The organism is Vibrio sp. 1F253 (assembly GCF_041439295.1).
Taxonomy (GTDB): domain Bacteria; phylum Pseudomonadota; class Gammaproteobacteria; order Enterobacterales; family Vibrionaceae; genus Vibrio; species Vibrio tasmaniensis_A.
Genome location: NZ_JBGONU010000075.1, coordinates 1 through 13,770, shown reverse-complemented (window position 1 = coordinate 13,770; position 13,770 = coordinate 1). Strand labels below are relative to the sequence as shown.

At 43.8% G+C, this 13,770-nt stretch carries 8 protein-coding genes and 1 pseudogene; 4 read left to right on the top strand and 5 right to left on the bottom strand.

The window, feature by feature from the left end:
- The 3 genes from ACED28_RS21735 to speA form a co-directional block, all read right to left on the bottom strand.
- Positions 1 to 3,346 (bottom strand): retention module-containing protein (locus tag ACED28_RS21735; protein WP_371710719.1); only part of this gene is annotated, 3,346 nt, incomplete at its 3' end.
- 724 nt (positions 3,347 to 4,070) lie between these two features.
- The gene (speB, locus tag ACED28_RS21730) at positions 4,071 to 4,997 is read right to left on the bottom strand and encodes an agmatinase (protein ID WP_009846513.1); all 927 of its coding nucleotides are present in this window, start codon (positions 4,995 to 4,997) and stop codon (positions 4,071 to 4,073) included.
- Entirely contained in the window at positions 4,997 to 6,904 is a 1,908-nt protein-coding gene (speA, locus tag ACED28_RS21725) for an arginine decarboxylase (protein WP_371710718.1), read from the bottom strand. The genes speB and speA overlap by 1 nt, the downstream gene beginning before the upstream one ends.
- A gap of 561 nt (positions 6,905 to 7,465) precedes the next feature.
- Here speA and ACED28_RS21720 point away from each other — a divergent pair.
- From ACED28_RS21720 to ACED28_RS21705, 4 genes and pseudogenes are all read left to right on the top strand, one after another.
- Positions 7,466 to 8,902 carry a coniferyl aldehyde dehydrogenase gene (locus ACED28_RS21720; RefSeq protein WP_371710717.1) on the top strand — a complete coding sequence of 479 codons (1,437 nt, stop codon included), beginning with the start codon at positions 7,466 to 7,468 and terminating at the stop codon, positions 8,900 to 8,902.
- The gene (locus tag ACED28_RS21715) at positions 8,899 to 9,477 is read left to right on the top strand and encodes a TetR/AcrR family transcriptional regulator (RefSeq protein WP_371710716.1); all 579 of its coding nucleotides are present in this window, start codon (positions 8,899 to 8,901) and stop codon (positions 9,475 to 9,477) included. The genes ACED28_RS21720 and ACED28_RS21715 overlap by 4 nt, the downstream gene beginning before the upstream one ends.
- A 495-nt stretch (positions 9,478 to 9,972) precedes the next feature.
- A complete protein-coding gene (locus ACED28_RS21710) occupies positions 9,973 to 11,547 on the top strand; it encodes an ABC-F family ATP-binding cassette domain-containing protein (RefSeq protein ID WP_371710715.1) in 1,575 nt (524 codons plus the stop codon).
- A gap of 114 nt (positions 11,548 to 11,661) precedes the next feature.
- Positions 11,662 to 12,899, top strand: a pseudogene (locus ACED28_RS21705) (leucine-rich repeat-containing protein kinase family protein).
- A gap of 92 nt (positions 12,900 to 12,991) precedes the next feature.
- Here ACED28_RS21705 and ACED28_RS21700 read toward each other — a convergent pair.
- Both ACED28_RS21700 and yqfB read right to left on the bottom strand, forming a co-directional pair.
- A complete protein-coding gene (locus ACED28_RS21700) occupies positions 12,992 to 13,426 on the bottom strand; it encodes a hypothetical protein (protein WP_371710714.1) in 435 nt (144 codons plus the stop codon).
- A gap of 40 nt (positions 13,427 to 13,466) precedes the next feature.
- Positions 13,467 to 13,715 carry a N(4)-acetylcytidine aminohydrolase gene (gene yqfB / locus ACED28_RS21695; RefSeq protein WP_371710720.1) on the bottom strand — a complete coding sequence of 83 codons (249 nt, stop codon included), beginning with the start codon at positions 13,713 to 13,715 and terminating at the stop codon, positions 13,467 to 13,469.
- Positions 13,716 to 13,770 lie beyond the last annotated feature (55 nt).

Sequence of the window (13,770 nt, the reverse complement as noted above, 5' to 3'; positions counted from 1 at the left end):
AGACAGGAACTTCTGGGTTGGCTCCGTCTTTCACAAAGCCGATGTACGCTCCAGTCGTATTTGGATCAGCTTTAAGCTCAACGACCAACCCATTCGATTTAAGTGTGTCGTTCGGGTTGAATTGAGCAGGATCGATACGGAATTTGACTACATTATCACTTTGATTGGTGAACTGAATAGTCTCAGTTTGGCTAACAGGCACGGTGCTTGCTGCCGAGCCATCGGCAAGATTAGATTCTGATAGCGTAACGCTTGGAATGGTGTTGATGATTGGAATATCACCATCGGTAATGGTCAAAGTCACGGTGGATGTCACCGGATCTTTATCAAAGTCACTTGACGTCACTACGATTGTTTTAACGATGTCTTCGCTGCTCGTGTGGTTTAAATCGCGATTCGGCTCAAAGCGTATTTCACCTTCAAGGGTAACGAACAGTTTGCCCTCAGGAACTGGAATCAGTTGCTCTCCCGTTATGCCCTGATTCAAGGTGTAAACGGTATTGTCATACGTGATTTGGGTAATGGTCGCGCCATCAGCACTCTGCTCGGGCATTACATCAATGGTGGCAGTCGTTACCGTACCAGCAGCCAAATCCGCAACCGTCGGTTCAACAATATTGAGCACACCATCTTTCATGATTTGCACATCATCACCGATGGTCATTGTAAGCGGGGAAATTTGCGAGCTATCGCCATCAGTGTCCACGGCGTAAACAGGCAGTTCAAAATTTAGCTCGTTATTTGCAAGGCCATCTTCATGATCTAACGCTTCAAGCAGCGTGAAGGTGTATTCCCCTAATGTACTTGTAGAAAAGCTAATCGTGAATACTGGGACATCAGGGTTTACCCCATCGTTAACAAAACCTATGTAAGTACCTGAGTTCTGGGGGTCTTCCTTGAGTTCAACGACAAGCCCATTCGATTTGAGCGTATCATTAGTATTGAACAAGTTTGGATCAATTCGAAAACTCGCGACATCATCACTACCGGCTGTAAACGTAATCGTTTCAGTGGCGCTAACCGCATTTCCGCTTGGCGAAGATCCATCACCAAGATTCGTTTCAGATAATGTCACTGGTGGAACTAGGTTAATTACCGGATCTTGGCCATCAGTAATACTAAGATCAAGCGTTGAAAAGCTCTCGTCGCCATCAGCATCTTCAGCTAAAAAGGCAAACTGTTTTACTATGGTTTCGCTGCTTGAGTGGCTGATATCACGAGCGACTTCAAAACTAAAATCACCATTGAGCGAGATCGTTGCAACCCCTTCTGTAAATGGGAAAGTTTGTGCCGCATCTGGGAGTAGATTTTGGTCTAACTTGTATTCGACCCCTTCGTAAGACAATGATTGGATTGTCGAACCATCCGCACCCTCAAAGTTGAATAGATTGTAAGAAACAACAGTATCACCAGCTAAGGTCGGTTCATCGACGGAAACGACATTATCGATGAGTTCGACCACATCATCTTTTACACTGATTAAGATCTCAGCAGCTTCTGGTGTATTTGACCCACCAGATAGTGCAGAGCGGTCGCCATCCGCGTCAACCGCGTAAATGGGCAATACAAAGGTTAGCAACTCACCTTCAGTACCTTGGTGTGAAAGCGATTCGTACAGAGTAAATTCATAATTCCCCAATGATGGACTATCGACTTTAACGTCAAAGACCGTAATTCGAGATCCATTGACCTCAACATAACCTTCATACGTTCTCACATCATTGGTTTGACTAACTAACTCTAATTGAACGGCAGCACCATTAGAAACCAAGGCTCCCGCTGTATTAAATTCAGTCGGTTCAAGTTCGTAATGGTCAATAATGTCACTTTCAAAAACACTTGCTGTGATACTGCCAATACCGCCTACTGGGGTTGTTCCTTCTTGTGAGCCGCCAACAATGCCTGACTCATCAACATCGATGCCATCAACATTAATAATGAACGGGCTATCACCATCAGAGATATCAACCTTAATCGTATTCGTTACGACATCCTGGTCAAAATCGGTAACCGTGATCGGTAGAGAGAATGAAAGCGTGTCGGAGCTCACTTCTTCTATTGGTTTAAACTGTTGGAAATTATATGTGCCATCGGTATCGAGAGAGATTGTGAGAACAACCTCACCTCTCCCTTGAATAGACAGAGTGATCGTTGTTCCGTCATCAGACAGTCTTGCAACCGTATTTTGGTTATCACTGAGCAGCCCATCAAACTCTTCTAACGCACTTGCAGCAAAGACAGCAGATTGAAGTTTATCACTTCCAATATTAGAAAAAGTGCCTTCAATAGGTGCACTACTCGTTTCTACATTATTGATATTCACGCTTTCAGCAGACGGATTCACTCCGTCAAATAAAGTAACCAGCGCATTAATTGGTGATGCTATTGGGTTTCCTGCGGAGTCTTCACCTTGAATATCAAAAGCAAAGTTAATTTGATCGCCAGTATAAGAGACCTGCCCACCACCGATAGACGGAACATGATCAATAGATTGAGAAATCGTGGTGGTTAATGAGATATCGATATTATTGCCAACACTAGTAGCATCAATATCGATACGTAATACTTCGTCAGTACCTTGAACACCAACAATGGAATTCGTTACCGAGTCGTAAGTAAACGTGACAACTTGGCCGCTTGATGTAATGTCGTTATTAAGCTCACTTAGGAGTGAAGCAAGGGAGAGTGTGTCTGGGACAAAAGAATCTGGGTCTAGAGCTAAACTGCCCGCAATAATCGTTTCTGTGGTCGTAATAGATTGGGGGTAGGTATTGCCAGAAATAGAACCTTCAGTGACTGATTCGCTGATCGATTGACCACCAGCTGAACGGGTGATCGTTCTAAATTCCTCTCGAGTTTCCTCTACCTCTTCTTTCGCAAGCCCTGATGTCTCAAAGAATGTCGAGGGCTGAGTTTGAATATTATTGTATTCAATCGTAACAAAGCCAGCATTTGCAGAGCCTAGCCCTTCACCAGCAGCCGTTGCTTCCAAAATTTCAGTAGGATCGGCGCCGCCTAAAATAGCTTCTTGGATTGCCGCAATATCATCGTCAGTAAAGGCTCCGTCGTCAGATTGCTCTAAATCGAAGTTGACCTCTCCGGCGATTGGGGCATCTGCCCAAGACAATTCTTGGTCAATACATCCAACACAATTATCGCCAACCAGAACCTCACCATTTGGAGCGCCCAATACAAGTTCTGCATTATTTGCGGTAATGACTATCTCATTTTCACGGATGATATCGCCAACTAGAACTTTTTTTGGGTTACCGTCAGGTGTTACTACAACCACATCCCCACTTACTGCTTCAACAACCGCAGCTTGGCGCGAAACCTCAATATCCATATATCCCCCGTTATCACAAGCACTCTTATCTAGAGCTGTACAAATTATTTTTGTTAATCATTACAGGCTTTAATCAAATTCAGACTTACCCCTCATCAATGGCCAATCTTTTGTTGTGCCTCTTCGAGTTGAAAAGAGATAAGTATTTAACCTGTTTTTTTATAGTTTACTTACTGTTAAGCCTAGTCTTCCCCATAAAAAATGCCATGTCTGTGCTAAGAGACTCCTTTTCACAAATTCACTTATTCTCTATGGATTTCTAAAACACAAATTAAACGTTAGTAGTGCATTGATTTATATGCAAATAAACTCACAGCGATGTTACATCTCTTTAATCCTATAAAGATATACAGGAATAAAGTAGATAAATCATGAGCGAATATAAGACATTGCTTGAGGCAAACGATGTGATAGCAATAAAGCAGAGAGTAGTCCCAAACTTGAGACAATGTTCAGCACAAAGCGGATGAAAAACCATTTATTAAGCGTATATTTCGCCAATTTCATATATACCCATCAACATATTAAGGTGCTATGGAGGAACAATAGTCATGACTTATCATTGGATATACACATATCAAAAGGAATACGTTTTAGGACAAAACAATAGATACAAAAAAGCCGCCCGAGTTTAACTCGGGCGGCTTTTAGAAGATCATGTACCGCAATATTGTGTTTATCTGTAAAACGAGATTGTCACGTTCAACATGGCTCGCTAACTATTTTATTTTGTTAAACGATTTGCCGTCCAAACGTAAAGCAGCTCAAGTGCGATAGTTGCACCAGCTAGAGCGGTAATTTCGCTTTGGTCATAGGCTGGAGACACTTCTACCACATCCATACCAACCATGTTGATACCTTGTAAGCCACGGATGATTTTGAGCACTTTATCTGAGTTCAAACCACCACACACAGGCGTCCCAGTACCCGGCGCAAAAGCAGGATCCAGACAATCGATATCAAACGTTAGGTAAACTGGCTTATCACCAACAATGCCTTTCACTTGAGCAATGATCTCATCCACGCTCATGTCATTCGCTTGCATCGCATTGATAACATTAAAGCCATGACCTTCCTGCTTATACTCTGTACGAATACCTATTTGCACAGAATGCTCAGGCGAGATTAACCCTTCATTTGGCGCATGGTAGAACATAGTACCGTGATCGTAACGACTACCCTGACTGTAAGTATCAGTGTGCGCGTCAAAATGAATCAGAGCCATTTCACCGTACTTCTTGCCGTATGCTCTTAGCAAAGGCAATGTAATGAAGTGATCGCCACCTAACCCTAACAGTGTTTTACCGCTGTTTAGAATCGCATCAGCGGCTGCTTCTAGACGCTGAGTTAAGTCTTCTGCATCACCGCAATCAAACACAAGATCGCCAGCATCAATCACCGAGGTGTGTTCAAATACATTGAAGTCCCAAGGAAATTTTTTGCCTTCCCACGCCAAGTTTACAGACGCACGACGAATCGCATCAGGCCCCATACGAGCACCCGGACGACCCGACGTCGCCATATCTAACGGCGCGCCCAACACAACCACATCAGCATCGTTATCAATTGGGTTCTGTACCAATGGACGACGCATAAAAGTCATCGCGTTGGAGTACAGCGAGTAATCTGGTTTGGTAAATAGATCGTTCATTAAAAATCCTCAAGATAGGTGTAACCCATCAAGCCTTGCTCTAACTCTTCAAGTACGCTTTGCTGCTCTTGTGCTGGTACTTTCGCCTTGACCAAATCTTTGTAGTTCTGACGAATCAGATCCGTATCAATGTGAACATAACGCATCATGTCTTCAACCGTATCGCCTTCATTGATGTAGTCGATATTCGCTTGACCACTTTCATCAACATTCACCACTACACTGTGGGTATCACCAAATAGGTTGTGCATATCACCCAAGATCTCTTGGTATGCGCCTACTAAGAAAAAGCCCATCAGGTATGGTTCATCTGGGTTCCATGCAGGAACTGGCAGAGTCGTTTCAATACCTTGGCCATCAACATACTGGTCAATCGTACCGTCAGAATCACAAGTAATATCCAATACTACAGCGCGTCGCTCGTCCGCATTATCCAAACCACTTAGAGGCAATACAGGGAACACCTGATCGATACCCCAAGCATCTGGCAACGATTGGAACAGCGAGAAGTTCACGAAAAACTTATCAGCCAAACGCTCGCTCAACTCATCCAAAATAGGACGGTGGTAACGGTTCTTAGTACTCATACGAGAGCTAAGTTCGTAGTTAATGCGCAAAGACATCTGCTCTGCCCAAGCACGGTGCTGAAGGTTCAGCATGCCTGTTGCAAATTGGTTGTGCGCTTCTGCGATATCGCTTTGCGTGTCATTGTAGATCTCGATCAACGCTCGATCATCGTTACCTGCATCTAGCTCTAAGAAGTTCTTCCACATGTTGTTTAGCAACATTGGTGCGTCAGCTTCAGGCGCAGCCATATCTTCCGGAGAATAGCTTTCTGTACCGATCACGTTAGTAACAAGCACAGCGTGATGCGCAGTCAACGAACGACCAGATTCAGAAATGCTCACAGGTTGCGGCTGATTGTAGAGCTTACAAATATCCCCTACTGTCATTACGATGTTGCGAGCGTACTCAAGCAAGCCGTAGTTCATTGAGTTTGAAGACTGGCTACGTGTGCCGTCGTAATCAACCGCCAAACCACCACCAACATCTAAGTACTTCAATTGAGCACCGATATCGCGCAGTTCACAGTAGAAACGAGCCGCTTCGCTCACACCATTTCGCACATCACGAATATTGGCCATTTGTGAACCAAGATGGAAATGCACTAACTCTAGAACATCGAGTTGATCTTCTGCTTTTAAACGTTCAATAACAGTCAGCACTTGTGATGCAGACAAACCGAACTTCGACTTCTCACCACCACTTGCTTGCCATTTACCTGCGCCTTGAGAAGCAAGACGAATACGTAAACCTAAACGAGGTTTCACGCCAAGCGCTTTCGCTTCAGAAAGAACAAGATCAAGCTCAGATAGCTTCTCTAGAACGATAAATACTTTATGACCCAGCTTTTCGCCAATAAGAGCAAGACGGATGTATTCTCTGTCTTTGTAACCGTTACACACGATCACCGAGCTCGCTTTTTGAGCCAGTGCCAATACCGCTAATAGTTCAGGCTTGCTGCCCGCCTCTAGGCCTAGCTGCTTTTGCTCTAATTGAGCTTGGCTCGCTAAGATCTCATCAACCACTTCTTTTTGTTGGTTAACTTTAATCGGGTAAACAAGCAAGTAACGGTTGTCATACTGATATTCATCGATCGCTTGGTTAAATGCGTTACAGATATTGTGCACACGTTGATGCACTATTTGAGGAAAACGCACAAGAGCAGGTAAACCAATATTTCTCTGCTCTAACTGTTTTACGATCTGACTTAGCGGAACTTGATGATCGGTTTCGCTCGGTGATACATACACCTCGCCATTATCATCAATTCCATAAAAACCTTGGCTCCAGTGCTTTACATTATACTCAGCACGGATGCGTTCCAAATTAACCGAATTTTCCAATTCTAGAGACCTCACACTATAGGGCCATCGACAGAAGATACCTCATTGGAATAGCGAGGTATAACCCAACAAAAAACGTTCGAAAACGATTTGTTGGCTGCATTAACCGATATTATTAAGAGTGAGTCCAACCATTGATATTTGTGGTTACGATTACGTTTTTTTATCGTCGACCCGACTTAAAGTGACAGGTAAGGTATTACAAGGTTTTAGGCCAAAAAACAGGCTGAAGCGCATTAGATTTAAAGCACTTTCTAACAAAGAATCAGGTGAATAAAATACCAAAGACACATAAAATTCTTAGCTAATCTGGTCAAGTTAAGTCAGGGTTGTGACAAATATGCGCACTTCCCAATCTGAACTCTCGCTATCACAAACACAACTTGTATCCCGTGATTCGATACCTATAAACACTTCGTTCTTCCAACTAAAACTCGCTCACTTCAATGTTGTAGCCGCTCAATTATTGAACTTTTCTCGTGCATATCTTGTATTCGATTCAATCTTCTTGTAATTTCAACCGACCAACCAATCGGTCAGCTTTCGAATTTAGGGGATACTATGAGCCATAATCTAGACCTTGAACCAACCACGTCGAACATCAACGACATGGATCAAATATTCAACCGACAAAAAGATCACTACCGCAGTAATGTTAATCCAGCGCTTGAGCAGAGAAGAAAAGACCTCTCAAAATTAAAAGCGTTGCTAATGCGCTACCAAGGGCAATTGATTGATGCGGTGTCTGAAGATTATGGCCATCGAGCAAAACACGACAGCTTGATTGCTGATATCACCCCTTCTCTTCACCAGATCAATTACAGCATGAAGAACCTTAAGAAGTGGTTGAAGCCATCTCGCAGAAAAGCAGGATTAATGCTTACGCCCGCGAAAATCACCGTTCATTATCAGCCAGTGGGTGTTGTCGGTATCATTGTTCCTTGGAACTTCCCGGTGATGCTCTCTTTAGGTCCTCTCATCACTGCGTTAGCGGCGGGCAACACTGCAATGCTCAAGATGTCCGAGTTTACTCCTGCGACCAACCGAGTTTTAAAATCCATGCTGGCCGAAGGCTTTAGTGAAGATCAAGTCGCGATTATCGAAGGCGAAGCTGACGTTTCCGCTAAATTTAGCCAGCTCCCGTTTGACCATATTCTATTTACTGGCTCGACCTCTGTGGGTAAGCACGTCATGAGAGCAGCAGCCGATAACTTAACGCCTGTAACCTTGGAATTGGGCGGCAAGTCTCCAACGATTATTGCTCCCGACTTTGATGTGGCTGACGCCGTTGAACGCATCCTGTTTGCAAAAAGCTTGAACGCTGGCCAGATTTGCGTGGCGCCCGATTACATCTTATTACCACGAGAAAAAGTCGACGCGTTCATCACAGCTTATAAGCTGTACTTCAAAAAGCTGTATAAAGCAGGCATTGAGAGCAAAGACTTAACTTCAGTGATCGATATGCGTCAATACAATCGTTTGAAGGGAGTGATTACAGATGCTCAATCTAAAGGCGCAGTTGTTCACACTGTCACCGAGCAAGCACAAGACGATGTGAACCACAGAATGACGCCACACCTTCTAACCGAAGTGAACGACGACATGCTCGCAATGCAAGAAGAGTTGTTTGGCCCCGTACTGCCTATCGTTCCTTATGATTCTATTGAAGAAGCGATCAGCTACATCACAGCAAGAGAACGTCCACTTGCTCTGTATCTGATGAGTCATGATAAGCAAACCCAAGACCAGTTCTTATCAAATACACATTCTGGCGGTGTTTGTATCAACGACTCGCTAGTGCATGTGGCAGCAGAAGACGCGCCGTTCGGTGGCATTGGCCCTTCAGGCATGGGACACTACCACGGCATTGAAGGCTTTAAGACCTTTAGCCATGCCAAAACCGTTCTAAGTAGAGGAAAAGTTAACTTCACCAAGTTAATGCACCCTCCTTACAACAATCCAATTAAAAAGATTCTGTTCAAAGTACTAAATAGATGATTACGAAAAGGCAAAAAATCCTAGATGCTGCGCTCCTGCTCTTCTCTCAGCAAGGGCTAGAGGGCACATCTACAGGACAAATAGCGAAAACAGCAGGCGTCGCAAAAGCGACACTGTTTCATCACTTTGAGAACAAATCTCTACTGATTGATGAACTGTTTCGTGAACTGAAAATAGAGCTATTTTCTACCCTTGACCAGCACACAGAAATCGCTGAACAAGATCGCTACCAAGCCTTTAAGTTCATGTGGATTACAGGGCTTGAATGGGCACTAGAAAATCCGATTGCAATGAAGTTCTTCACCAATGTTCATTTCGACCCAACAACTCAAACTCGAGAAGTGATTGTTTCAAAGATGTTCGCATCATTAGACGAGATCATTTTGAAAGGACAAGAAACTGGTGAGCTGATGGTGTTAGACATCAACCTTGTTAGGCACTTCATCCACAGCCACTTTTTGATTTGTGCAAACTGGTTGATTGAGCAGAATGAGTTACCACCAGAGCAGTCAGCCAAGTACATCATCGATAGCTTTGACATGTGCTGGCGAGCTGTCGGCGGACGAAACCTGTAACTTTCAAATTCTTTGAAGCCCTTGCTTTCAAAGAACACTCTAAAGCGCCTCATGGTTATATCTATATATGGGCATGAGGCGCTTTAATTATTTGGATACATTTTAATCACATCACCATATTGACTTTAAGCACCCTCTTTCAGTACCATCCCACCATCATTTCAAAAGAGAATAACGCCATAATGAAGTACTAACATCCTGACATCCGATTTATTTTTATAAAAATCATTTGGACACTCGGGGTTAGTGGGCGTTACTTCGTCATCTATTTTCGCGACAAATCAAGCTCTTAAAGATCCGTTTTTTGACAAGCTACATCTTTAAGATCAGTACCTTAAAGACAAAAATCAGATCAGCACTCTATTTCCTATCTTTGATTGGTACGCTACCTAAGTAACGTCTTTGGCGATCTATACATAGAATTCTGTGTAGGGTTTTATATAGAAAAAGCGCCCCACCCCTTTTACTCGTTTACACGTAAAGAGAGGTATTTTTATGCCTACTATATTAGCCAACAATCTCTCATTCCAACTCGATACTGGTGAGTGGTTATTCAAAGACATCACCTTTAATTTGAGCACTCGCCTCACCGGCCTAGTCGGAAGGAATGGGGCTGGAAAGTCACTACTTCTTTCGTTACTGATCGGGCAAAAACAGCCCACAACAGGCAGTATTTCGCGCCAAGGTTCGATCGGCTTTTACTCTCAGTTGCCATCAACGCTACTGGATTCCGCCACCACCATCGCTGACTTCTTAGGGCTCACCGAAAAGTTAGATGCATTAAAAGCGATAGAGCAAGGTAGCTGCGAACTGCAGCACTTCAATATCGTTGGAGATGATTGGGATTTACAAGCGAACACCAAGCAACTTTTAGCCACATTGAAAATAACCAGTGGGTTAACCACGCCTTGCCATACATTGAGCGGTGGGCAACTCGCCCTTTTACAGCTTCACCGGTTATTCGCATCAAACCACAACATACTGATTCTCGACGAACCTACAAATCATTTAGATAGCGACGGCCGCAATTGGTTACTGGAACAGTGCCAGTTGTTTGAAGGTAAAGTACTTATCGTCAGCCACGATCGAAGTTTATTGAGACACATGGAAGGGATCTATCACCTCAACAGTTTGGGCATGCGTTTCTATAAAGGGAATTACGATGATTACTTCACGCAAATGTCGAGTCAAAGTGAAGCACTGGACAAGCAGATAACGCATCATCAATCGGAAAAGAAACGACTCGAGCGCCAAGCTCAGACTAACAAGGAAAAAGCCCAACAACGTGAGTCTCAAGGTAACCGACTCCGAAAATCGGGTAGCCAACCCAAGGTATTATTGGATGCAATGAAAGATAAAGCAGGGCGAACCCAAGGTGCATCGGCAACAAGCCACAAGAACTTAAAGGATCAAAACCAACATAAACTTCAATCTCTTCAAGAACAACAAGAACAACTGAAGCCGCAAGCGTTGTACCTACAACAAGCGAATCGTTCTAAAAAACACTCACTATTAACCGTTGAAGAGTGTCGCCTAAATTTTGGTTCTAGTGCTCCTATTAGCTTCTCTCTATCACAGGGAGAACGATGTTATCTAACTGGGGCTAATGGGTGCGGAAAATCGACACTGTTAAAAGCCATTCACGGCCAACACTCGAACTATATCGGATCCATTAAGCGCTTAGGGGCGACCGTATACTTGGATCAACACTTTGGCCTGTTAGACACCAACGACACCATGTTCGATAGCTTGATGACACACGGCTTTGGGTTAACAGAAAGTGACGCACGAACCTTGCTCGCTGGAATAGGGTTCAGGCGAGACTCTGTATACCGAAAAGTGGCTCATTTAAGTGGTGGTGAAAAAATGAAACTGGCGATGTTGATCGTTAGCCATAAGCAAGACACCCCGCTTTTATTACTCGATGAACCGGACAACCATCTAGACATCGACTCAAAACAAATATTGGCATCCGCTTTGCGTGAATACCAAGGCGCATTTATCTTGGTGAGTCATGACAGCGACTTTGTTGAGGAGGTCGGCGTCAGCCAAAATCATATACGACTTTAACCTTCGTAAATTCGTTCACTTAGCTTAGTTAAGCGAGCATCGTTCCGGTGCTCGCCTTTCTTGATTGAGACAAGTAAACTACGCGCCTCGAACATCTATTCATAAGGCTAAGGTTTGCATACTCTAGAACAATTAAAATCAGGGCAACTAAACGGTATTAAGCGCTTACAACTGTCAGAAGGTCTCACCGAATTTCCACTAGAGATCTTAGAGCTCGCTGATTCTCTGAGATCCTAGACCTTTCAGGCAATCAGCTGTCAGATCTACCAGAAGAGTTATCACAGCTGACTAACCTGCGTATTATCTTCGCGTCGAATAACCTGTTCACGCACCTGCCTGATGTTCTGGGGTTACTTCCTAAGCTTGAAATGGTTGGCTTCAAAACCAACCAAATCAAAACCGTTAGCGAGCAGTCTCTACCGATTCAACTACGTTGGTTAATCCTGACCGACAATGAGATCGAGGTTCTGCCTAGCTCGCTAGGTGAAAGACCACGACTACAGAAACTGGCATTAGCAGGCAACAAGATTCGCGTTTTGCCAGAAAGCATGGAAAACCTATCAAACCTTGAACTGGTTCGTCTGTCTGCAAACCAACTGACTGAATTCCCAGAGTTCCTTATCAAGCTACCAAAACTGGCTTGGTTAGCGTTTGCGGGTAACCCATTTTGCAAACATCCAAGCAGCTTAGATAGCGTGCCTGCCGTAAGCTCGCAATGCTACTCACTCAATCAAGTGCTGGGCCAAGGTGCGTCTGGTGTAATTTCTCATGCTAACTGGTTAAACGGTGACTTTGATTTCCCACAAGAAGTGGCAGTTAAAGTATTCAAAGGCGAAGTGACCAGTGACGGTTACCCACATGATGAACTTGAAGCATGTCTTCAAGCAGGCCAACATAGCAACCTAGTGAAGTCTATCGCACAAGTTGATGAAGAGAACTACCTAGCATTGGTGATGGAGCTTATCCCGAGCAACTACTACAACCTAGGTTTGCCCCCTACTCTTGAGAGCTGCACTCGCGATACGTTCAACGAAGGCTTTGTGCTTTCAATTGCTCAGATCAATAGCATTACCGAACAGATGATTGATGTGTTTGAACACCTTCATGCCAACAAAGTTTGTCATGGTGATCTATACGCTCACAACACTTTAGTGAATGAGCAAGGTCAGATGATCTTTGGCGACTTCGGAGCGGCGACTATCTACGGTTATCTAACTGAAGAGCAGCAACAAGGCATTCGTCGAATTGAAGCGCGTGCACTGAAGTTCTTTATTGAAGACCTATTGACGGTTTGCGCACAACAAGATCAAGGCAGCGAGCTTTATACTAAATTGGCGAACTTCGAAGCTTAATAGTTCATTGTTCAGAAGTACTCGGTCGAATTGAAAGCAACAAAGCCAACATCACTGTTGGCTTTTTATTTGCTCATAAAACGAATCAGCGTTTAGCTTTCAACTTGAACAAGCTTCAAGTACGAATGTAGCTCACCGTTCTTATACTCAACCGCAGAATGGATATTAAGGTCTTTACACGCGACAACATCAAACTGGTAACGATTGTCACCTTTATTGATTTCGACTTGCAGCAGCCCGCTTTTAAGCAACCAAAGACCTTGGGTTTCAAATCGGTCAAACAAACGATATTCCGTTAGACTACCATCAGAATGAAAGTGAACCTCGGTAATGTACCCTGCTGGGCAACTTTTTACCCAAGTCCGCCCTAAGACATCTTCTTCAACAAAGTTTCTTTTGCTCTCGCACCACTTTAAATAATCGGCACTCTCGCTCAGTTCACTATCAAGGTCATTCTTAGACAGTAACGTTTGCTCTTGCTGTTCACGACAGTAAAGCTGAAGCAGTGTCTGCTGGTTATTACTCATTAATCGCCATCCCTAGCTAGTCAATCTAATCCAATCAGGCTTAAGCTACCAACTCATAAGAGACAACATACAGTTCAGAGATCCCTGGGTAGATATCTTGAATCACATCCTTGAGGACATCTAGCGTCATGTTCTCTTGCTGAGCATGGAATTCACCTAAGTCATCAAACAAGATTGGTTCTACGCTAATGATCTTAAGATTACAGAATACACGTCCCTGCTCTAGCGTTGATACTTCTACAACACTGCCTGGTTGGTAATTGCGCTCAGATTCATCGCGAATAGTAATCTGCGTATTTCGGTGATTGCGATCGCTCGTTTCGGTTTATTCCGATCACCTGATC

Coding starts and splice junctions, on each gene's coding strand:
- ACED28_RS21700 (WP_371710714.1), bottom strand. CDS start 13,426: ATGAGTAATAACCAGCAGACACTGCTTCAGCTTTACTGTCGTGAACAG.
- ACED28_RS21710 (WP_371710715.1), top strand. CDS start 9,973: ATGCCTACTATATTAGCCAACAATCTCTCATTCCAACTCGATACTGGT.
- ACED28_RS21720 (WP_371710717.1), top strand. CDS start 7,466: ATGAGCCATAATCTAGACCTTGAACCAACCACGTCGAACATCAACGAC.
- speB (WP_009846513.1), bottom strand. CDS start 4,997: ATGAACGATCTATTTACCAAACCAGATTACTCGCTGTACTCCAACGCG.
- ACED28_RS21715 (WP_371710716.1), top strand. CDS start 8,899: ATGATTACGAAAAGGCAAAAAATCCTAGATGCTGCGCTCCTGCTCTTC.